Source organism: Brevundimonas sp. Root1279, from assembly GCF_001425945.1.
Taxonomy (GTDB): Bacteria; Pseudomonadota; Alphaproteobacteria; order Caulobacterales; family Caulobacteraceae; genus Brevundimonas.
In genome coordinates this window covers 533,764-554,928 of record NZ_LMEB01000006.1, presented here as the reverse complement: position 1 = coordinate 554,928, position 21,165 = coordinate 533,764, and the positions used below count along the sequence as shown (strand labels likewise).

Annotated in this window: 22 protein-coding genes and 1 pseudogene; 15 read left to right on the top strand and 8 right to left on the bottom strand. The window is 70.5% G+C overall.

Features of this window, described 5'->3' with window-relative positions:
* From ASC65_RS10690 to ASC65_RS10630, 13 genes and pseudogenes are all read left to right on the top strand, one after another.
* Positions 1-877 (top strand): annotated as a pseudogene (locus ASC65_RS10690) (methyl-accepting chemotaxis protein); the annotation flags it as partial.
* 208 nt (positions 878-1,085) lie between these two features.
* Entirely contained in the window at positions 1,086-1,364 is a 279-nt protein-coding gene (locus tag ASC65_RS10685; protein WP_056452536.1) for an STAS domain-containing protein, read from the top strand.
* Positions 1,361-1,726 (top strand): response regulator, encoded by a 366-nt coding sequence (locus ASC65_RS10680; protein ID WP_056452533.1) that lies wholly within the window; start codon positions 1,361-1,363, stop codon positions 1,724-1,726. The genes ASC65_RS10685 and ASC65_RS10680 overlap by 4 nt, the downstream gene beginning before the upstream one ends.
* Positions 1,727-1,728: 2 nt before the next feature.
* Entirely contained in the window at positions 1,729-3,990 is a 2,262-nt protein-coding gene (locus ASC65_RS10675) for a chemotaxis protein CheA (protein ID WP_056452531.1), read from the top strand.
* Between the two features lie 2 nt (positions 3,991-3,992).
* Positions 3,993-4,454, top strand: a complete 462-nt coding sequence (locus tag ASC65_RS10670) for a chemotaxis protein CheW (protein WP_056452528.1) — start codon at positions 3,993-3,995, stop codon at positions 4,452-4,454.
* Positions 4,451-5,308 carry a CheR family methyltransferase gene (locus tag ASC65_RS10665; RefSeq protein WP_056452527.1) on the top strand — a complete coding sequence of 286 codons (858 nt, stop codon included), beginning with the start codon at positions 4,451-4,453 and terminating at the stop codon, positions 5,306-5,308. Before ASC65_RS10670 ends, ASC65_RS10665 begins: the two co-directional genes overlap by 4 nt.
* Positions 5,305-6,357 (top strand): protein-glutamate methylesterase/protein-glutamine glutaminase, encoded by a 1,053-nt coding sequence (locus ASC65_RS10660; RefSeq protein WP_056452523.1) that lies wholly within the window; start codon positions 5,305-5,307, stop codon positions 6,355-6,357. The genes ASC65_RS10665 and ASC65_RS10660 overlap by 4 nt, the downstream gene beginning before the upstream one ends.
* 10 nt (positions 6,358-6,367) lie before the next feature.
* Positions 6,368-6,757: a response regulator gene (locus ASC65_RS10655; RefSeq protein WP_056452522.1), complete on the top strand. Its 390-nt coding sequence runs from the start codon at positions 6,368-6,370 to the stop codon at positions 6,755-6,757.
* On the top strand, positions 6,757-7,308 hold the full coding sequence (locus tag ASC65_RS10650) for a chemotaxis protein CheD (protein ID WP_056452519.1): 552 nt from the start codon (positions 6,757-6,759) through the stop codon (positions 7,306-7,308). The genes ASC65_RS10655 and ASC65_RS10650 overlap by 1 nt, the downstream gene beginning before the upstream one ends.
* Positions 7,308-7,658, top strand: coding sequence for a hypothetical protein (locus ASC65_RS10645; protein WP_056452516.1), 351 nt, complete (start codon positions 7,308-7,310; stop codon positions 7,656-7,658). Before ASC65_RS10650 ends, ASC65_RS10645 begins: the two co-directional genes overlap by 1 nt.
* Entirely contained in the window at positions 7,658-8,260 is a 603-nt protein-coding gene (locus ASC65_RS10640; RefSeq protein WP_056452515.1) for a response regulator, read from the top strand. The genes ASC65_RS10645 and ASC65_RS10640 overlap by 1 nt, the downstream gene beginning before the upstream one ends.
* On the top strand, positions 8,257-8,715 hold the full coding sequence (locus ASC65_RS10635; protein WP_056452514.1) for a hypothetical protein: 459 nt from the start codon (positions 8,257-8,259) through the stop codon (positions 8,713-8,715). Before ASC65_RS10640 ends, ASC65_RS10635 begins: the two co-directional genes overlap by 4 nt.
* A 150-nt stretch (positions 8,716-8,865) precedes the next feature.
* Positions 8,866-11,334: a membrane-bound PQQ-dependent dehydrogenase, glucose/quinate/shikimate family gene (locus ASC65_RS10630; protein ID WP_235561475.1), complete on the top strand. Its 2,469-nt coding sequence runs from the start codon at positions 8,866-8,868 to the stop codon at positions 11,332-11,334.
* On the opposite strand, the gene ASC65_RS10625 is transcribed toward ASC65_RS10630, so the two are convergent.
* The gene (locus tag ASC65_RS10625; protein WP_056452508.1) at positions 11,331-12,035 is read right to left on the bottom strand and encodes a glutathione S-transferase N-terminal domain-containing protein; all 705 of its coding nucleotides are present in this window, start codon (positions 12,033-12,035) and stop codon (positions 11,331-11,333) included. The two genes, ASC65_RS10630 and ASC65_RS10625, sit on opposite strands and share 4 nt — an antisense overlap.
* A 475-nt stretch (positions 12,036-12,510) precedes the next feature.
* Positions 12,511-12,771: a hypothetical protein gene (locus tag ASC65_RS10620; RefSeq protein WP_056452504.1), complete on the bottom strand. Its 261-nt coding sequence runs from the start codon at positions 12,769-12,771 to the stop codon at positions 12,511-12,513.
* 254 nt (positions 12,772-13,025) lie between these two features.
* On the opposite strand from ASC65_RS10620, the gene ASC65_RS10615 reads away from it, so the two are divergent.
* Positions 13,026-14,420 (top strand): methylmalonyl-CoA mutase family protein, encoded by a 1,395-nt coding sequence (locus ASC65_RS10615; protein WP_056452501.1) that lies wholly within the window; start codon positions 13,026-13,028, stop codon positions 14,418-14,420.
* Positions 14,417-16,558 (top strand): methylmalonyl-CoA mutase, encoded by a 2,142-nt coding sequence (gene scpA / locus ASC65_RS10610; protein ID WP_056452498.1) that lies wholly within the window; start codon positions 14,417-14,419, stop codon positions 16,556-16,558. Before ASC65_RS10615 ends, scpA begins: the two co-directional genes overlap by 4 nt.
* A gap of 15 nt (positions 16,559-16,573) precedes the next feature.
* Here the strand turns inward: scpA and ASC65_RS10605 are convergent, their stop codons facing one another.
* The 6 genes from ASC65_RS10605 to motA all read right to left on the bottom strand — a co-directional run bounded on the left by ASC65_RS10605 (position 16,574) and on the right by motA (position 21,142).
* Positions 16,574-17,014: a DUF6491 family protein gene (locus tag ASC65_RS10605; protein ID WP_056452495.1), complete on the bottom strand. Its 441-nt coding sequence runs from the start codon at positions 17,012-17,014 to the stop codon at positions 16,574-16,576.
* Positions 17,015-17,055: 41 nt separating this feature from the next.
* Positions 17,056-18,858, bottom strand: a complete 1,803-nt coding sequence (gene mnmC, locus ASC65_RS10600; protein WP_056452492.1) for an FAD-dependent 5-carboxymethylaminomethyl-2-thiouridine(34) oxidoreductase MnmC — start codon at positions 18,856-18,858, stop codon at positions 17,056-17,058.
* A 103-nt stretch (positions 18,859-18,961) separates the two neighbouring features.
* Positions 18,962-19,243 (bottom strand): hypothetical protein, encoded by a 282-nt coding sequence (locus ASC65_RS10595; RefSeq protein WP_056452490.1) that lies wholly within the window; start codon positions 19,241-19,243, stop codon positions 18,962-18,964.
* A gap of 189 nt (positions 19,244-19,432) precedes the next feature.
* The gene (locus ASC65_RS10590; protein ID WP_056452489.1) at positions 19,433-19,678 is read right to left on the bottom strand and encodes a hypothetical protein; all 246 of its coding nucleotides are present in this window, start codon (positions 19,676-19,678) and stop codon (positions 19,433-19,435) included.
* 182 nt (positions 19,679-19,860) lie between these two features.
* Positions 19,861-20,130: a hypothetical protein gene (locus tag ASC65_RS10585; RefSeq protein ID WP_056452484.1), complete on the bottom strand. Its 270-nt coding sequence runs from the start codon at positions 20,128-20,130 to the stop codon at positions 19,861-19,863.
* Between the two features lie 145 nt (positions 20,131-20,275).
* Positions 20,276-21,142, bottom strand: coding sequence for a flagellar motor stator protein MotA (gene motA / locus ASC65_RS10580; RefSeq protein ID WP_056452483.1), 867 nt, complete (start codon positions 21,140-21,142; stop codon positions 20,276-20,278).
* Positions 21,143-21,165 lie beyond the last annotated feature (23 nt).

The window sequence follows — 21,165 nt, the reverse complement described above, 5'->3', positions numbered from 1 at the left end:
AAGGCCGCGCGCCTGAAGGAGGACTTCAACCGCGCCATCGTCCAGCTGCAGGAAGCCATGGGCGTGGTCGTGACCAACGTCTCGGCCATCCGCTCGGGGGCCGGCGAGATCAGCCAGGCCGCSGACGACCTGTCGCGCCGCACCGAGCAGCAGGCCGCCTCGCTGGAGGAGACCGCCGCGGCGCTCGACGAGATCACCGCCACGGTCAACCGCACCGCCTCGGGCGCGCGYCAGGCYTCGGAGACSGTCAAGGCCGCCAAGGGCGACGCCGAGACCTCGGGCATGATCGTCCGCGACGCGGTCRGCGCCATGGGCGCGATCGAGAAGTCGGCCCAGGAGATCAGCCAGATCATCGGCGTCATCGACGAGATCGCCTTCCAGACCAACCTGCTGGCGCTCAACGCCGGCGTCGAGGCGGCCCGTGCGGGCGACGCCGGCCGCGGTTTCGCGGTGGTGGCCTCSGARGTSCGGGCCCTGGCCCAGCGMTCGGCCGAGGCGGCCAAGGAGATCAAGGTGCTGATCTCGGCCTCCTCGACCCAGGTCAACTCGGGCGTCAGCCTGGTGGGCCAGACCGGCGAAGCGCTGAACCGCATCGTCAGCCGCGTGGCCGAGATCGACGGCCTGGTCTCCGARATCGCCGCCTCCGCCCAGGAGCAGGCGACCGGCCTCCAGCAGGTCAACACCGCCGTCAACCAGATGGACCAGGTGACCCAGCAGAACGCGGCGATGGTCGAAGAGTCGACCGCCGCCAGCCACTCGCTGTCGCAGGAGGCCGAAAGCCTGTCCGCCTCGGTCAGCCGCTTCCAGATCGGCGCCGTCGCCGAGCCGGTGCGGATCCGCTCGCGTCAGGGACGCCGAACCCGCATCCGCATCTCCANGACCGCCGCCAGCCACTCGCTGTCGCAGGAGGCCGAAAGCCTGTCCGCCTCGGTCAGCCGCTTCCAGATCGGCGCCGTCGCCGAGCCGGTGCGGATCCCGGCCCGCGCGGCGCAACGCACCGTCGCCGCCCTCAAGACCGTCGGTCGCGGCGGCGCCGCCCTCAAGCCCCACGCCGTGGCGGCCGAGGACGGCTGGGAAGAGTTCTGATGACCGCCTCCGTTCAACTGCCCGCCGTGCTGGACATCCAGCAGGCGGGGCCCCTGCGGGAGCAACTGCTCGGCCTCCGGGGCCAGGCCGTGATTGTCGACGGCTCGGCCGTCGAGCGGCTCGGCGCCCTATGCCTGCAGGTCTTGATCTCGGCCCAGCAGACCTGGGCCCGGGACGGGCTGAGCCTGGTCATCGACCGGGCCTCGGAAGCCTTCGCCGACCAATGGAACGCCTTCGGAGCGCCCGCCGTGGCCTCCGGCCAGGGAGAAGCCGCGTGACCAAGACCGTCCTCACCATCGACGACAGCCGGACGATGCGCGACATGCTCATGATCGCGCTGGTCGACGCCGGCTATCGCGTGATCCAGGCGGTCGACGGCGTCGACGGTCTCGAGACCCTCAGCGCCGAAGGGGCCGATGTGGTCATCACCGACATCAACATGCCGCGCCTCGACGGCTTCGGCGTCATCGAGGGCGTCCGCGCCGATCCGAAGCATCGGTCGACTCCGGTGCTGGTGCTGACCACCGAGAGCGACACCGCCAAGAAGCAGCGCGCTCGCGACGCCGGGGCCACCGGCTGGATCGTCAAGCCGTTCGACCCGGCCAAGCTGGTCGACGCCGTGCGCCGGGTGGCCGCCTGATCATGAGCGACGCGGCCGATCCCTTCGAAGCCATCAAGGTCGTCTTCTTCCAGGAATGCGACGAACTGCTGGCTGACCTCGAGTCGGGCCTGCTGGCCATCGAGGCCGGCACGGCCGATGACGAGACCATCAACGCCGTGTTCCGCGCCGTTCACTCGGTGAAGGGCGGGGCCGGAGCCTTCGGCCTCGACGACCTGGTGCGCTTCGCCCACGTCTTCGAGACCCTGCTCGACGAGTTGCGCTCGGGCCGCAAGGCCTGCGACGACGTCACGGTGAAGACCCTGCTGCGCGCCTCGGACGTGCTCAACGACCACGTTTCGGCCGCCCGCGGCCAGGCCGCGCCGGTCGACGCCGCGCGCTCCGCCGGCCTGGTCGCCGAACTGGAGGCCCTGACCCACGGCGAGGCCGCCCCGGCCGCCGCGCCCGTTGTCGTCGCGGCCCCCATGCCCGAGATCGAGGCCGACGAGTTCGGCTTCAAGCCGATCGCCTTCAACCTGGCCGATCTGGCGCCGGCGCCGGCCGCGGCCACCGGTTGGCGCATCGTGCTGCGACCGCACGCCCAGATGTACGCCAAGGCCAATGAGACCGGCCTGCTGCTGCGCGAACTGGCCCGCCTCGGCCCGGTGACCGCCGAGCTCGACACGTCCGCCCTGCCGGACCTGGCCGAGCTGGAGCCGGAGGAATCCTATTTCGCCTGGACCCTGACGCTCGACGCCGCCGCCTCGGAAGCGGATGTGCGCGACGTATTCGACTTCGTCGAGACCGACTGCGACCTGTCGGTGACGGCGCTGGCCGCTGCGGTCGAGGCCGCCGCGACGCCCGCCGCCGCGCCGGACCTGGACATCGCCGCCCTGCTGGCCAAGGCGACCGCGACGGCTCCGACCGCCGACGACTTCATGCCGGAGTTCAAGCCGATCGCCGTGGCCATCCCGGAGCCCGCGCCGGTCGTCGCCCTCGCGCCTGAGCCGGTCCCGGCCGCCGTCGCCGCCGCGGCGCCGAAGCCGACCCCTGTGGTGTCGCCTGCCGCTGCGCCGGTCGCCCCGGCTGCGCCCCCCGCGCCGCCCGCCGTCACCATCCGCGTCGACCTCGACCGCGTCGATCGCCTGATCAATGTCGTCGGCGAACTGGTCATCCAGCAGGCCATGCTGGCCCAGCGCGTAATCGAGAGCGGCCTGGCCCGCTCGTCCGGCATCTCGGTCGGGCTCGAGGATCTCGAGCTGCTGACGCGCGAGATCCAGGACAGCGTCATGGCCATCCGCGCCCAGCCGGTGAAGTCGGTGTTCCAGCGCATGCCGCGCCTGGTTCGCGAAGTGGCCGACATGACCGGCAAGCGCGTTCGCCTGGTCACCGCCGGTGAGGACACCGAGGTCGACAAGACGGTCGTCGAGCGCCTGGCCGAGCCGATCACCCACATGATCCGCAACGCCATCGACCACGGGCTGGAAACCCCGTCCGATCGCGCCGCCGCCGGCAAGCCGGAGGAGGGGACGGTGCGCCTGGCCGCCCTGCACCGCTCGGGCCGCATCGTCATCGAGATCAGCGACGACGGCAAAGGCATCAACCGCGAGCGGGTGCGCGGCATCGCCGTCTCGCGTGGCCTGATCGCCGAGGACGCCGTCCTGACCGACGACGAAGTCGACAACCTGATCTTCCTACCCGGCTTCTCCACCGCCGAGACGATCACCGACGTCTCCGGTCGCGGCGTCGGCATGGACGTGGTCAAGCGCTCGATCCAGGCGCTGGGCGGCCGTATCTCGATCGCCTCGATCCCGGGCAAGGGTTCGACCTTCACCCTCAGTCTGCCGCTGACCCTGGCGGTGCTGGACGGCATGGTCGTCTCCGCCGCCGAACAGACCCTGGTCGCGCCGCTGAGCGCCATCGTCGAGAGCCTGACCCCGCGCCGCGAGGACGTCGACTATGTCGGCGGCCACGACGCCGTGATCCTGTTCCGCGAGCGTTTCGTTCCGCTGATCGACGTCGGGATGGTGATGGGCTTCCGCACCGAGCGCCTCGATCCGTCGGCCGGCGTGGCCGTTGTCGTCGAAACCGAGAGCGGGGCCCGCGCCGCCCTGCTGGTCGACGCCATCCAGGGCCAGCGCCAGGTCGTCATCAAGAGCCTGGAGACCAACTACCGCCAGGTCGAAGGCGTGGCCGCGGCCACCATCCTCGGCGACGGCCGGGTCGCCCTGATCCTCGACGTCGACGCCATCGTCGCCACCGCGCGCCGCCGCCCGGCGCGCCCCGAATTGAAACTCGCGAGCTGACCATGTCCGAGCAAACCGCCGCCGTCGCGGCCCGAGAACTGATCACCTTCCGGATCGGCCGGCAGGAATTCTGCGTCGACATCATGTCGGTGCGGGAGATCCGCGGCTGGACCCCGGCGACGCCCCTGCCGCGCGCGCCGGCCTATATGAAGGGTGTCATCAACCTGCGCGGCGCCGTGCTGCCGATCATCGACCTGGGCGCCCGTCTGGGCCTCGGCGTCTCCGATCCGACCGCCCGCCACGTCATCATGGTCGCCCATATCGGCGGCCGCACCGTCGGCCTGCTGGTCGACGCCGTGTCGGACATCATCGAGCTGACCGACGACGCCGTGCAGGCGACGCCGGACGTGGCCAGTGATCAGGTGCGCACCTTCGTGAAGGGCATCTTCGCCGTCGACGGCCGCATGATCAGCCTGCTCGAACTGGCCTGGCTGCTGCCCGAAAGCGAGGCGGAAGCCGCATGACCGTCGTCGCCGGGCGCGAGTCCCTGGTCGAAGGCGAATTCGTCTTCACCGCCGAGGACTTCCGTCACATCGCCCATGTGCTGCACGCCCATGCCGGCATCGCCCTGAACGAGGGCAAGGCGGCGCTGGTCTATTCCCGTCTGGCCAAGCGACTGCGCGCGCTGGGCCTGCGCAGCTTCCGCGACTACTGCGCCCTGATCGAGGACGTGAACGGCGTCGACGAGCGGCAGGCGATGACGGCCGCCCTGACGACCAACGTCACCCGCTTCTATCGCGAGCCGCACCACTTCGATCACCTGCGCGACGTGGTCATGCCGGAGCTGGCCGAGCGGGCCCGCGCCGGGGGGCGGGTGCGACTGTGGTCGGCGGCCTGCTCGAACGGGCAGGAGCCCTATTCGATGGCCATGACGGTGCTGTCGGTCCTGCCCGAGGCGGCCGACCTGGACGTGCGCATCCTGGCCACCGACATCGATCCCAACATGGTCGCCGAGGGCGCCGCCGGGGTCTATTCCGAAGAGGCGCTCGACCCGGCCCCGTCGCTCTTGCGCCACCGCTTCTTCGAGAAGGCTCCCGGCGATCGCCTGCGCGCCAATGAGACCCTGCGTCGGCTGGTGTCGTTCCGCGAGCTGAACCTGATCGGCGACTGGCCGATGCGCGGCCGCTTCGACGTCGTCTTCTGCCGCAACGTCGTGATCTATTTCGACGACCAGACCCAGGAGCGCGTCTGGAGCCGGTTCGCTCCGGTCATGAACCCGGGCGGCACCCTCTACATCGGCCATTCCGAGCGCGTCAGCGGCCCCGCCACGGCCCGCTTCGCGACCAGCGGCCTGACCACCTACCGGCTCGCCGCATGACCGCGCCCGTCACCAACAAGGTCACCGTCCTCGTCGTGGACGACAGCCCGACCATGCGCGGCTTGATCACCGCCGCCCTGCGCCGCGATCCCGAGATCGAGGTGCTGGGCTCGGCCTGCGACCCGCTGGAGGCGCGCGAGGCGATCAAGCGGCTGAATCCCGACGTCATCACCCTCGACGTCGAGATGCCCAATATGAACGGGCTGGAATTCCTCGAGAAGATCATGCGCCTGCGGCCGATGCCGGTGGTCATGGTCTCGACCCTGACCCAGGCCGGCGCCGAGGTGACCCTGGCGGCGCTGGAGCTCGGCGCGGTCGACGCGGTCGGCAAGCCGGGCGCGGGCGTCACCGCCCAGGAGGCCTTCGCCGACCTGGCCGCCAAGGTGAAGGTCGCCGCCCGCTCACGCGTCCGCGCCGCCGCTCCCGCCGCCCCGGTCCAGCGGCCGACCGAGTACCGCGCCGCCCGGGACCACATTCTCGGGATCGGCGCCTCGACCGGCGGCGTCGAGGCCCTGCTGACCATCCTTTCGGCCTTCCCCGCCGACTGTCCGCCGACGGTGGTGACCCAGCACATGCCGGCCACCTTCACGCGCAGCTTCGCCGCCCGGCTCGACCGCGCCTCGGCGGCGCACGTCGAGGAGGCGACCGACGGCGCCCCGCTGGAGCGCGGCCGCATCTACATCGCTCCCGGCGGCGAGGCCCATCTGGAGGTCACCGGCGGCCCGTCGCCGCGCTGTCGCCTGGTGCGCGGCGAGACCGTCAGCGGTCACCGGCCGTCGGTCGACGTGCTGTTCCGCTCGCTGGCCCGGCGACGCGGTCCGATGACCGGCGTCATCCTGACCGGCATGGGCCGCGACGGCGCGCAAGGCCTGCTCGAGATGCGCCAGGCCGGCGGCTCGACCCTCGGCCAGGACGAGGCCAGCTGCGTCGTCTACGGCATGCCCCGCGCCGCCTTCGACCTCGGCGCCGTCGAGCGCCAGCTGCCGCTCTCCCGTCTCTCCACCGCCATTCTCGATCTGTGCGCGGCCCCGCCCGCCGCCGCCGCCTGAGGTTCACGACATGCCTTCCGCCGCCGCCATCCACACGCTCATCGTCGACGACCAGGCCTCGATGCGTTCGCTGATCCGCACCAGCCTGCAGCAGCTCGGCTTCCGCGAGTTCCGCGAAGCCGCGGACGGCGAGGCCGGCCTGCGCGAGATGATCACCCGTCCGGCCCACCTGGTGATCTCGGACTTCAACATGCCGAACCTGGACGGCCTCGGCCTGCTGCGCGCCGTGCGCGCCCACCCGCCGACGGCGGGCGCGGCCTTCATCATGCTGACCGGCCGCGCCGACCGCGAGCTGGTGCAGCGCGCCGTGCAGTTCGGGGTCAACAACTACCTGGTCAAGCCGTTCACCGTCGCCCAGCTGAAGGACAAGCTGGAAGGCGTCTTCGGGCCGCTGACCTGATGACCAACGCCGCCGCCGCCATGGAATCCTACACGCGCATCCACGTGGGCCAGGGTGAGCATCACGTGACCGACGATCCGTCGGTCATGCTGACGACCATTCTCGGCAGCTGCGTGGCCATGTGCCTGCGCGATCCGACGGCCGGCGTCGGCGGCATGAACCATTTCCTCCTCCCCGAAGGCGACGCCGGGGGCCTCGACGCCGGCCGGCGGTATGGCGCCTACGCCATGGAAGTCCTGATCAACGACTGTCTCAAGGCCGGCGCCCGGCGCGATCGGATGGAGGCCAAGCTGTTCGGCGGCGGACGGATGTTCGATTCCCTGCGCGACGTGGGTCGGGCCAACGCCGACTTCGCCGAGCGCTTCCTGCGCGACGAGGGCATCGCCCTGGTCGGCGGCAGCCTGCGCGGAAACGGCGGACGCCGGGTGCAGTACTGGCCGGTCACCGGGCGCGCCCTGCAGCGCGCCGTGGCCGACGCCCATGCCCAGGTCGCGCCGCCGCCGCGCCGTGCGGCCCCCGTCGTCGACGCCGGCGCCCTGGAGCTGTTCTGATGACCCCGTCCCAGACCCGCGCCCTGCTGTCCGCCCTGTCCGCCGAATGCGCCGAGATGGCCGACGCCGCCGAAGGCCTGTCGACCGTCGTGTTCGAACACGCGCGCGGCCTGCCCGCCGCTGAACGCGGCCCTGTCGTCGTGCAGGCGCAGGCGGTCGATCTGCTGGTGCAGAAACTGGCGGCCCTTTCCGCCCTGGCCGACGCCCTGTCCGAGGGGCAGCCGGTCGAGACGGCGATCGACGCCCTGCCGCTGGCCGAACTTGTCGACCGCCTGTCTTCCGCCGTCCTGCAGCGCGCTCGCGCACGCGCCGCTGAGCCGTCTGACGGCGACCTGTTGCTGTTCGACTGATGGCCCGCGCCCCGTCCAGGTCGTCGAAGGTCAACCTCGAGCAGGCCTCGGTGCTGCTCGTCGACGACAACCCGCAGGCGCTGGATATCCTGGCGTCGATTGTCCAGGGCTTCGGCGTGCGCGAGCAGATCCGCTGCGCCTCGGCCCTGGACGCGACCGAGATCCTGAAGCGCCGGATGGTCGACCTCATCCTGGTCGACTGCGCCATGCCCGAGATGGACGGCTACGACTTCGTGAAGTGGCTGCGGCGCGAAACCCCGGCCCCGACGTGCATGACTCCGGTGATCATGCTGACCGGCCACGCGGCGCCGTCAAAGGTGCACAAGAGCCGTGATTGCGGCGCCAGCTTCGTGGTCACCAAGCCGCTGACGCCCGGGGTGCTGCTGCAGCGCATCCTCTGGCTCGCCAATGACGAGCGCGAGTTCGTCAAGGCGCCCAACTATGTCGGACCCGACCGCCGGGTGCGCAATTTCGGACCGCCGCTGGGCATGAACGGGCGCCGGGCCGGCGACCTGTCGAACCACATCGGCGAGGCGACCGAAGCGAATATGGAACAGGCCGACATCGATAGTCTGATGAAGGTTCGTCGGGTGGCGATATGAGTGATGTGAAGATCTTCAAGTACAAGACCAACCTCGCGCGCAAGATGTCCGCGCCGGGGGGGGTGACGATCGACGCGGCCCTGGCCGCGGCCGACGGCGCCGTCGAGGGTCATCGCGAGGCGGCTATGCAGGCGCTGGACCGGACTCTGACCGAGCTGGAGGCGGCGTGCGCGGCGCGGACCGCCGAGCCGATCTACGACCAGGCGGCCTCGCTGCTCGACATGGCCGGCTTCTTTGACACCGGCCCCTTCCACCAGGCGGTGTTCAGCCTGTGCGAGGTCAGCGACCGGATGGCCGGCGCCTGGGACTGGCCGTCGGTCGAGGTGCACGTCCGCGCCTTGCGCCTGATCCTGCGCGAGGACTGCCGCGAGAGCGCCAACTCCATCGTCCTGCTGGAAGGCCTGGCGGCCATCCGCCGCCGGGCCCTCGGCGCGGTCACAGACGCGACGACCTAGGGCGAACCCGGCCTTGGCGGACGCGGTCCGACAGGGCTCGGATCTCTCGGCGACAGGATTCCGGAACCCCGACCGCAACCCGGTCATTTGGCCCCCATAGTCCAGCCCTAGCCCGGAGCGGAGATGGCCAGGATCGAACGGGGCGGAGGCTTGATCGCGTTCCTCGCGCAGGCGCTGGGCGCGCTATTCGTCTTGCTCGGCGCCGTGCTGGCCATCGGCGGCGGCTATCTGCTGTTTCTGGGCGGCTCCTTCTACTACCTGGTGGCCGGCCTGGGGCTGATAGCCTCCGGCGTCATGCTGTTCCGGCTCAGCCTGGTCGGCGTGTGGATCTACATCCTGATCTTCGCCCTCACGCTCGTCTGGGCGCTGTGGGAGGTCGGATTGAACGGCTGGGCCCTGGTCCCGCGCGTGTTCGCTCCGGCGGTGCTGCTGCTGTTGGCCATACTGGTCATACCTGCATTGGTGCGGCGCGGCGGTGGGCGAGCCGTGCTGGGCGGCGTGGCGGCCTTCTTCCTCGGCGCCCTGATTTCCGGCCTCGTGGTCGCCCAGGCCAACCGGCCCGAGCCGCCGACCATCACCGGCGCCCCGCGCGCCGCCGGCATGACCGAGGCCTCGCTGCGCGACACGGGGGCCGACTGGCCGGCCTATGGGGGCGCCTCCAGCGCCCGGCGCTTCTCACCGCTGACGCAGATCAATCGCGACAATGTCGGGCAGCTGGAGCGCGCATGGACCTTCCGCACCGGCGACATTCCCGACGAGAAATGGGGCGCCGAGACCACGCCGCTGAAGGTCGGGGACACGATCTATCTGTGTTCGGCGATGAACAAGCTGATCGCCCTGGACGCGCGCAACGGCAAGGAGCGCTGGCGCTTCGACCCGCGGGTGTCGAAGGACTGGATTCCCTACACCGCCGCCTGCCGCGGGGTGGCTTACTATGAGACCGCCGACACCGTCGGCGCCCCGGCGCCGGTCGCAGCGGCGGGACAGGCGACACTACCGATCGGTGCGGCGATCCCGCCGCCGCCGACCACGCTTCAGCCGCTTCCGCCTGCGCCCTGTTCGGCCCGCATCATCGAGGGCACGCTGGACGGCCGGCTCATCGCCGTCGACGCCCGGACCGGCCGCCCGTGCGCCGACTTCGGCGTCAACGGTCAGGTCGACATCAAGCAGGGCATGGGCGAGGTCGTGCCCGGCATGGTCTCGATCACCGCGGCCCCGACCATCGTGCGTGGCGTCGTCGTCACCGGCCACCAGGTGCTGGACGGCCAGACCAACACGGCCCCCTCGGGCGTGATCCAGGGCTTCGACGCCCGCACCGGCCAGCTGCTTTGGGCCTGGGACATGACCCGCCCCAACTCGGCCCCACTGCAGCCTGGCGAGAGCTACACCCGCGGCACGCCGAACATGTGGACCACGGCCACCGGCGACGACCGCTTGGGACTGGTCTATCTGCCGATGGGCAACTCGGCGGCCGACTACTACAGCGCCGACCGCTCAGAGGCCGAGAACCGCTTCGCCACCAGCCTGGTGGCGCTGGACGTCACGACCGGCCGGCCGGTCTGGTCGTTCCAGACGGTGCACAAGGATGTCTGGGACTATGACCTCGGCTCGCAGGCCAGCCTGATCGACTTTCCGACGGCGACCGGCGCGGTCCCGGCCCTGGTCCTGCCCAGCAAGCAGGGCGACCTCTACATCCTGGATCGTCGCACCGGCCAGCCGCTGACCCGGGTCGAAGAGCGCCCGGCGCCGCAGGGCGGGGTCGAGCCGCAGCAGCGCGCCCGCACCCAGCCGCACTCCCTGTTCCACACCCTGCGCCCGGCGAAAGACCTGACCGAGCGCGACATGTGGGGCATGAGCCCGATCGACCAGATGGTCTGCCGCATCGGCTTCCGGAAGGCGGCCTACGACGGCTTCTTCACGCCGCCGACCAGCGACAGGCGCTCGATCCAGTACCCCGGCTACAATGGCGGCTCGGACTGGGGCGGCGTCGCCGTTGATCCCCAGCGCGGCTGGATCATCGCCAACTACAACGACATGCCGAACTACAATCGGCTGGTCCCGCGCGCCGAGGCGGACAAGAAGGGCTGGTTCCCCCGCGGCGACCCGCGCGCCCAGGGCAAGGCCAAGCCCGAAGGCGCAGGCGATCCGCAGGCCGGCGTGCCCTACGCCATCGACGTCAACGCCGGCTGGCGGCAGAAATTCACCGGCATGCTGTGCAAGCAGCCGCCCTACGGCGGCATCCGGGCCATCGACATCCGCACCGGTCAGACCGTCTGGGACCGTCCCCTCGGCACGGCGCGCAAGAACGGACCGTTCGGCATTCCGTCAATGCTGCCGATCGATATCGGCACGCCGAACAACGGCGGCTCGGTGGTCACCGCCGGCGGCCTGATCTTCATCGCCGCCGCCACCGACGACCTGATCCGAGCGATCGACATCGAGACCGGCAAGACGGTGTGGTCGGACAGCCTGCCGGCGGGCGGCCAGGCCAATCCAATGGTCTATGAGCAGGACGGCCGCCAGTATCTGGTGCTGATGACCGGCGGCCATCACTTCATGGAGACTCCGGCCGGCGACCAGGTCATCGCCTGGGCCCTGCCGGCCGGCTCAGGCGCTTAGGCCCGCTTCGGGATCTCCAGCCCGCGCTGCACCGCCGGGCGGGCCAGGCCGCGCTCCAGCCAGGCCGGGACGTTCTTCAGGCTGTCGAACTCGACCAGGTCGCGCGCCTCGTAGAAGCCGATCAGGTTGCGCACCCAGCCCAGCATGGAGATGTCGGCGATGGAGTACGCGTCGCCCATGATCCAGTCGCGGCCCTCGAGCCGTTCGTCGAGCACGCCCAGCAGCCGCCTGGACTCGGCGACGTAGCGCTGCAGCGGCCGCTTGTCCTCGAAGGCCTTGCCGGCGAATTTGTTGAAGAAGCCGACCTGCCCGAACATCGGTCCGATGCCGCCCATCTGGAACATGACCCACTGCAGGGTCTCGTAGCGGCCCGCCGCATCCGCCGGGATGAACCGGCCGGTCTTCTCCGCCAGGTAGAAGAGGATGGCGCCCGACTCGAACAGGGCCAGCGGCTTTCCGCCCGGGCCGTCCGGATCGATGATGGCCGGGATCTTGCCGTTGGGGTTCAGCGACAGGAATTCCGGCAGGTGGCTCTCATCCCTGCCGATGTCGACCAGGTGCGCCTCATAGGGGATGCCCAGCTCCTCCAGCAGGATCGACGCCTTCACCCCGTTGGGCGTGTTCAGCGAATACAGCTGCAGCCGCTCGGGATGCTGCGCGGGCCAGCGCCGGGTGATCGGGAAGGCGGACAGGTCGGTCATGGGGAGGGCTCCGGGAGGGGATGACCCGATGTGGGGCGCGTCGCCGGAACTGCAACGGACCGGGTGGCGGAAAAGCCCGGCAGCCTTCTCCTGCCGCCGCTTGGAGAGGCTGTAGAGGTTGCATGCGGCGAAGCTGGCACGCCTTCGCCGGGGCGGGAAGTACGGGGACGGCAAACCGTCCCCGCTTCAGCCAGTTAGTCCGGGGTACCGTCGCAGTCCGAATCGATCTGCGGCTGGGACACCGTGCAGTGGCCGGTTCGGTCGCAGACGATGTCGATCACGAACAGGGGATGGGGTCCTAGGCGAATGCCGGCGTGGCGACCGTCAAGGTGCCCGGGGCGAGAAGCGGCGCGACGACGGCATTGATGGCGAATAGCGCGGCAACGTTGGTCTTCAGCATGGATGAACTCCTGATACCCCCAATGGGCGAATATCAGGTACATAACATTGTTATCGATACAACCGGCGAGTGTGGTTAATCGCCACTTTTAGGCGCGAACGTGCGCTCACGGAGCACCGACTTCACGCCATTTCGATCTGCATACAGCCGCCCCACCGTGCCGGCCTCGTCTCGGTAGACCTCGAATTGAACCCAGCGAGCGCCGTGCGCCGGCTTCTCGAACCCGTCGGGGCTGAAGACGGGTGAGAGATCGAGCCCGCTGTTAAAATAGGCGATCGCCGCCGGGCCGATCTTGCAGCCTTGAGGGCTCTCGCGGCCGACTTGGCACTGGCTCATCGGAGAGTCTGCGCCACCATACCAGCACTGAAGGCTCACGGAGGCGACGAAGGGCCGACAGTCGGGACCGGACGTCGGCGGTGCGCTCGCACAGCCAGCGACAAAGAATAGCCCTAAGCTAGCAAGAATGGTCGTGCGCATCGCGTCCCCTCGTTTCGTGAGAGTTTTCACGGAACAATGATAGGTGCAACCCTAGCGATAGCGGTCCCCCCCGGCTCTGGACCCCGCCGCGCCATCGGGGCATTGGAGGCGCCATGTCAGACCTGTTCCCGACCCCGACGCCCGCGCAGTGGCGGCCTCTCGCCGAGAAGGCGCTGAAGGACCGGCCGATCGAGAGCCTGCTCCATATGGACGCCGACGGCCTGGTGACCCGGCCGCTGTACGGCGCCGCCACCGGGGTCGACCCGGTCTTCGCGCCGCGGCCGTCCGACGCCGAAGGCCGCGCCTGGGACCTGCGCACCCTGGTCGAGGGCGACGACCCCGAGGCGGTCAACAAGGCCCTGCTGGCCGACCTCGAAGGCGGGGCCGCCTCGGCCGTGCTAGCCGGCGCCATTCTCGCCGATTCCGCTCCTTTGGCCCGGGCTCTCGATGGCGTCGCCCTGGAACTGGCCGCCGTGGGCCTGGACGCCGGCCTCGACGGTCCGGACGCCGCCAACGCCCTGGCCGTGGCCGCCAAGGGGTCGCCGCGCGCGAGACTGATGTTCCACCTCGACCCGATCTCCGCCTTCGCCGAGACCGGCGAGGCCCCGCGTTCGCTGGAGGAGCACCTGTCGCTGGCGGCCAATACCGCCGCCCGACACGCCGGCGCCTATCCAGAGGCCAGCTTCTTCCTCGCCTCGGGCCGCGTCGCGCATGAGGCCGGCGGCTCGATCGCCCAGGAGCTGGCCTTCGTCGCCGCCAATGCCACCGCCCTGGTCCGCGCCGCCGTCGAGGCGGGCATGACCGCCGAACAGGCGTTCAAGGGCATGGTCCTCGGCGTCTCGGTCGACCAGGAGTATTTCGACGGCCTGGCCAAGGTCCGCGCCCTGCGCCTGATCTGGAACACCCTATGCGGCGCCTTCGGAGTCGAGACGCCCGCCGTCATCGAGGCGCGGTCGTCGCGCCGCATGCTGGCGGCGCGCGACCCGTGGCCGAACCTGCTGCGTCTGACCGCCGCGGGCTTCGCCGGCGCGGTCGGCGGGGCCGATGCAGTGGTGCTGGACGGTTTCACCCGCGCCGAGGGCCGCCCGGACGCCTTCGCCCGCCGCCAGGCGCGCAACACCCAGCTGGTGCTGATGGAGGAGGCCTACATCGGCCGGGTCGACGACCCCGCCGCCGGCTCCTGGTATCTCGACCAGCGAACGCGCGAATTGGCCGAGGCCGCCTGGACCGAGTTCCAGCTGATCGAGGCCGAGGGCGGCCTGGTCGAGGCCCTACGCGGCCACCTGGTTCAGCCCCGCATCGCCCGCTCCCGCGAGAGCCTGGAGACCGCCCTGGCCAAGGGCTCGGCCCAGCTCGTCGGCGTCACCAAATTCGTCGATCCAGATCCGCGTCCGACCGCCTTCGAACCCGTCCCGACGACCGCGCCCGTTGGCGGCGGCGACGCCTGCGTGCCCCTGACCCCCATCCGCCTCGCCGCCCCCTTCGAAGCTGAAGGAGCGGCCAAATGAGCTTCCCCGACTTCTCCAAGGTCGCCCTCGACCTGACCGCCACCGGAACCGGCCCGGCTCGCAAGCCGTGGCGCACGCCCGAGGGCGTCGACGTGGCTCCCGCCTATGGCGCCAAGGCGCTGGACGGGCTGGACTTCATCCACGGCCTGCCCGGCATCGCGCCCTATCACCGCGGCCCCTATCCGACGATGTATGCGTCCAACCCCTGGACCATCCGCCAGTACGCCGGCTTCTCGACCGCCGAGGAATCCAACGCCTTCTACCGCCGCAACCTCGCCGCCGGTCAGAAGGGCCTGTCGATCGCCTTCGACCTGGCCACCCATCGCGGCTACGACAGCGACCACCCGCGGGTGAAGGGCGACGTCGGCATGGCCGGCGTGGCCATCGACAGCATCTACGACATGCGCACCCTGTTCGACGGCATCCCGCTCGACCAGATGAGCGTGTCCATGACCATGAACGGCGCCGTCCTGCCGGTGCTGGCGCTCTACATCGTCGCGGCCGAGGAGCAGGGCGTGCCGCACAGCGCCCTGACCGGGACCATCCAGAACGACATCCTCAAGGAGTTCATGGTCCGCAACACCTACATCTACCCCCCGGCGCCGAGCATGCGGATCATCTCGGACATCTTCGGCTGGACCGCCGAGCATGCGCCGAAATTCAACTCGATCTCGATCAGCGGCTACCACATGCAGGAGGCCGGAGCCTCGGCGGACCTGGAGCTGGCCTACACCCTCGCCGACGGCGTCGAATACCTGAAGGCCGGTGTCGAGTCGGGCCTCGACATCGACCGCTTCGCGCCGCGCCTCAGCTTCTTCTGGGCCATCGGGATGAACTACTTCATGGAGGTGGCCAAGATGCGCGCCGGCCGCCTGCTGTGGGCCGAGGCCGTGTCCAAGTTCGGGGCCAAGGACCAACGCTCCCTGTCCCTGCGTGCCCACTGCCAGACGTCCGGCTGGTCGCTGGCGGCCCAGGACGTGTTCAACAACGTCAGCCGCACCATGGTCGAGGCCATGGCGGCGGCGGGCGGCCAGACGCAGAGCCTGCACACCAATTCGCTCGATGAGGCCCTGGCCCTGCCGACCGACTTCTCGGCCCGGATCGCGCGCAACACCCAGCTGCTGCTGCAGATGGAGACCGGTCTGACCAAGGTCATCGACCCGTGGGGCGGCAGCTTCTACGTCGAGCGCCTGACCCATGAGCTGGCCGAGAAGGCCCGCGCCCACATGGCCGAGGTCGAGGCCCTGGGCGGCATGGCCAAGGCCATCGAGGCCGGCGTGCCCAAGCTGCGCATCGAGGAATCGGCGGCCCGCACCCAGGCCCGCATCGACACCGGCCAGCAGACCGTCGTCGGCGTGAACCGCTACCTCAACGACCAGGTCGACGACATCCCGGTGCTCAAGGTCGACAACGCCGCCGTGCTGGCGTCCCAGCTCGACAAGCTGAAGCGCCTGCGCGCCGAACGCGATGCGGCGAAGACCCAGGCCGCGCTCGACGCCCTCACCGCCGGCGCCAGGGGCGATGCGAACCTGCTGCAACTGGCCGTGGAGGCCGCCCGCGCCTACGCCACCGTCGGCGAGATCTCCGACGCGCTGGAAGCCGCCTTCGGCCGCCACGTGGCGACAGTGAAGACCGTCTCGGGCGTCTATGCGAAAGAGGCCGGCAAGGATCCGAAGATCAGCCGCGCCCGCGACATGGTCGCCGCCTTCGTCGAGAACGACGGCGGGCCGCCGCGCATCCTGATCGCCAAACTGGGTCAGGACGGTCACGACCGCGGCCAGAAGGTCATCGCCACGGCCTATGGCGATCTCGGCCTCGACGTCACCGCCGGCTCGCTGTTCCAGACTCCCGCTGAGGCGGCCAAGGAGGCGGTGGAGAAGAACGTCCACGCCGTCGGGGCCTCATCGCTGGCCGCCGGCCACCTGACCCTGGCGCCCGAGCTGATCGCCGAGCTCAAGAAGCTGGGTCGCGAGGACATCACCGTCGTCGTCGGCGGGGTGATCCCTCCCGCTGACGTGCAGCCGCTGATCGACGCCGGCGTGGCCGCCGTCTATCCGCCCGGCTCGGTGATCGCCGACACGGCCATCGACCTGATCGAGAAGCTGAACCAGCGTCTCGGCTACGCCCAGAAGGGCTGACGCCCCGGGGACGTCTCAGGGACGCTGGTTGGCCGGCAGGGCCGCGACCTCTTCTGCCGTCAGAATGCGGGTGACGCGGGCGCGACAGGTGCTGGTCGCGGCCGTGCGCCCCGGCGTCACGATGCGGACCGAGTCGCCGACGCAGGTGCGTCCGCCGGCCAGGCCGGCGCCTTCCGCCACGATGCTCATCCGGACGGCGAAGTCGAGGTTGGTGCAGCCGCCGGCGGAGTTCAGCTCGAACACCTGATTGGTGTCGCTACGGACGAAGATCTGTCCGACCTGCGGTCCCTGGCGGAAGTTCCGCACCCGGTCCGGCGTGAAGCATTGGCGGCCCGAGCCGGCGGCGGACGCCGGGGCGGATCCGTCGGCTGCCGCGCCCTCGGTGGTCGGGGCGCAGGAGGCGGCCAGGAGGCTGCAGGAGGCGGCGACGGCAAGCAACGGAAGCGAGCGGATCATGGGGGCTCTCCGAGCGGTGGGGCGCAGGGCGCGCTCCGTCTTCAATCAGAAGCGTCTGTTTGCGGCAAAGGTTGCGCCAGCGCCCGCCGCGCGGGCGTGACCCGGGCGGCGAAGCCTTCCGGCAAGGGCGAAGGCGTCCCCAGCGCTCGGGCGGCGATGTGCTCGGCCAGCAGGGGCGCGACGCAGAAGCCCCGCGACCCGAGACCGCCCAGAACGTAAAGGCCGGGCGCGATCTCGCCCGCCAGAGGCAGTCGGTCAGCCGTCGTGGCCCGGACGGCGGCGCGCTTTCGGGAGGGCCCGGCGGCCGTGATCCGGGCGGCCAGCGCGGGCAGACGGGCGGCGACGGTGTCGAGGTTCCGCTCTGAGGCGGCGTCGCTGGTCTCGACGACGGTTTCGCCCCGCTCATGGGTCGCGCCGTACAACAGGCCGTCTCCGGTCGGCGCCGCATAACCGCCCCAGGCGGTGGCGGGCTGGGGCGTGGCGCCCTCGACCCAGTCGGCCTGTCCGCGCACCGGCGCGAGGCCGAGGTCCGGCTGCAGGCCTGCGGCGCCCCAGCCGCCGGCGAGGATCACGACCTCCGCCTCGGCGATCGGTTCGCCGGCCTCGTCCAGCAGCCGCCAGCCGTCGTCCGCCGGTTCGAGACGGGCGACCTGGGCCGGGGTTTTGTCTGCCTGCGCCAGCCAGGCGGTCAGAACGGCGGCGGGCCGGATCGCACGGGCTCCCTCCATCCAGAGACCGCCGCTGGCGACGGTCTCGCCCAGCCGGGCCGAACAGGCGGAGGCGTCGAACACGGCCATGGCGCCCTCCGGCCACAGCGATTGGGCGGCGATCTTTACGAAGCGGGCGGCGTCGCGGGGCGCCTGCTCCAGCTGCAGCACGCCGCGCGCGGTGACGGCGCCGGGCAGGGCGTCATAGAGGGTCGCCGCGCGCTCGAGCGTCTGGGCGTAGAGGCCGGCGATGGCTGCGTCGCCCGCGTCGAGACGCGGGGTGACCAGGGCGGCGGGAAAGCCGGAGCCGCCCGCGCCGGGCCGGTCTGCCTCGATGACCCTCGGCCTCACCCCCTGGGCGGCGAAGGCCCTTGCGAGGGCGGCGCCGGCGATCCCGGCCCCCACGATGGCGACGCGCGGTTCGGTCTCTGTAACTGCGCCCGGGAGGCGGGCCTCCAGCCGCTCGCGCTTGCGGCCATGGCCGGGCCGCTTTTCGACCGCGAAGCCTCGGTCGGCCAGGCCCCGGCGGACCATCCCGGCCACGGTGAAGGTCGCGATCCGCGCGCCCGGCGCGGAGCGGGCGGCGACGGCGTCAAGCACCGCGTCGGACCACATGCCGGGGTTGGTCGATGGCGCAAAGCCGTCGAGGAACCAGGCGTCGGCCCGGCCCGACCACTGGTTCAGCATGTCGGCGGCTTCGCCGATGGCGAGATCCAGCACGGCGTCAAAGCCGGGCAGATCGAGGCGGTGGAAGCCGGGCGCGTTCGCGGGCCAGGCGTCGAGCAGGGCTTGCGACGCCTCGGCGATCTCCGGCCAGTTGGACAGGGCGCGGGCGGCCTCGTCGCGGCTCAAAGGGAAGCCCTCGACCGAAAAGATGTGCAGCCTGGCCCCCGCGGGCCGTGTGCGCCGCCACAGGTCGAGCAGGGCGGCGATGTTCAGGCCGGTGCCGAAGCCGAGTTCCGCGACGGTGAAGCGGCGCCGCTCGCCCCAGGCTTCCGGCAGGCCGCAGCCGGTCAGGAAGACGGCGCGCGTCTCGGTCAGCCCGTCCTCGCGCGAGAAATAGACGTCGTCGAACCGTCCCGAGCGCGGCGCGCCCTCTTCAGTCCAGACAAGTCGGGGGGAGCGGTCCTCGGTCATCGGCGTGGCTCTAGACCATTTTTGCCGAGCTCGGGCGTCGGACGACGAAAAGGGGCCGCCCTTGCGAGCGGCCCCCGTCCAGTCGATTGGGCCGGGCCTGGGCTCAGTGCGCCTTGGCCGGGGCGGCCGGCGCGGCGGCCGGGGCAACGGCGGCGGCTTCCGCCGGGGCGTTGGTCTGAGCGACTTCGCTGGCCGCGGCGGCGTCAGCGGCGGCCTTTGCGTCGGCGGCGGCCTGTTCCTCGGTGACGGTCACCGCGTTCGGGTCGGTGATGCCCGAGGCTTCGACGGCCTCGGTCGAGCCGGCGGGGGCCTTTTCCTCGGCGTTGTTGCAGGCGGTGAGGGCCAGGGCGGCGGCCGAGGCGGCGATCAGGGCGACGAGGCGCATGGCGTGGTCCTTCCAAAAGGCGGGGTATTGTCCCGGTAGGGCCGAAATACCGACGCTTTCGCGGACGCCGCAAGTGAATTTGGCGCAACGCTCCCGAAGGCCGCGCCTTGAAGCGCAACGAAAAAAGGGCCGCCCGTGAGGGCGACCCTTTCCTTCGACACAGCCCCGAAGGGCTGGCGTCAAATGCTCTTAGTGAGCAGCCGGGGCTTCAGCAGCCGGGGCGGCCGGAGCAGCAGCGGCGTCAGCGGCCGGAGCAGCAGCAGCGGCGTCGGCAGCCGGAGCGGCAGCGGCGTCGGCAGCCGGAGCGGCTTCCGGAGCAGCGGCTTCAGTGGCGGCGGCGTCGGCGGCCGGAGCTTCTTCGGTCTTTTCAGCCGGGGTGCAGGCGGCCAGGGCCAGAGCGGCGGCCGAAGCGGCGATCAGAGCGGTGATGCGCATGAGTTTGTTCCTTCAGAAGGGTCATACGAGGTCATGAATCCTCGCATTGGCGAGATAACGGGTTCGTGAGCCCGTAAGCAAGCGAAATTCTCACGGGTTCGTGAACTGTTGTCATCCGACGCGAAAAAGGGGCCGTCTTTCAACGGCCCCTTCCCCTGAAAGGCGAAATTGTCGCGCCTTTGCTATTGAGCCGGCGGAGTGGTCGCCGGCGAGGTCGGCGTGGTTTCCGGCGGCAGGGTCGGCGGCGTCGTGCCGGGAGCCGTCGCGCCATCCGCGGGCGCGGTCGCCGGCGGGGTGGTCGCGGCCGGCGGGGCGGCCGGATCGGCGGGCGGAGCCACCGTGGTCACGTCGACATCGGTGACGGGCGGGGTCTCGGCCTTTTCTTCGGCCGGAGTGCAGGCGGCCAGGGCCAGGGCGCCGGCGACCGCGGCGGTGATGATCATCAGCTTCATGCGAGCTCCTCCGAGCGATCGCCCGGGCGGAAAGCCGCCCGCGTGCACGATCGGTCGAGCGGGTAACCGGCGAAGGCGCCCCGCTGTTCCCGAAGCCGTGATCGACCTTGAGCCGGCGTGACGGAACCGTGAGGCGTCGTGAAAATCAGGCGGTCTCGGCGCCCTGCAGGGTCTCTTCCATCTCGAGGAAGGACGGCTGGGCCGACGAGGGGATGTCGCCGCGACCGATCTCGACCGAGATCTGCGCAGCATTGCCGTGCAGGTGCGCGACCAGCACCGACTGGATGATCTTGTAGAAGGCCGACTCCTCGTCGACGATCGACTTGAGGCGGGCGGCCAGCGGGCCGACCAGGCCGTAGGCCAGGAACACGCCCAGGAAGGTGCCGACCAGCGCGCCGCCGATCATGCCGCCGAGGATCTCCGGCGGCTCGGTGATCGAGCCCATGGTCTTGATGACGCCCAGCACGGCCGCGACGATGCCCAGGGCGGGCAGGGCGTCGGCGAGGTTCTGCAGCGCGTGCGGCGCGCCGAGGTGTTCGTGGTGGTGCTTCTCGAGCTGCTTCTCCATGGCGTCCTCGATCTGGTGCGGATCCTCGAGGTTCATGGTCATCATGCGCAGGGTGTCGCAGATGAAGTCGGTGGCGAAGTGGTCCTTCAGCACCTTCGGATACTTCTGGAAGATGGTGCTCTCGGCCGGCTTTTCGATATGGCTCTCGAGGGCGATGACGCCCTTGGACTTCATCGTCTTGGTCAGCTGGAACAACAGCGACAGCAGGTCCTTGTAGTCCTGCTTCTTCCACTTCGGGCCGGCGAAGGCCTTGCCCAGGCCGCCGATCGTCGACTTCAGCACCGGGGTCGAGTTCGAGATCAGGAAGGCCGCGAAGCCCGCGCCGCCGATGGCCATCATCTCGTGAGGCAGGGCGTGCAGGATCACCTCGAACTTGCCGCCCGAGATGACGTAGCTGCCGAACACCAGGGCGAACAGCAGCACAATGCCGATAATCTGGAACATGGAAGGCGGAGACCCCGACGCGA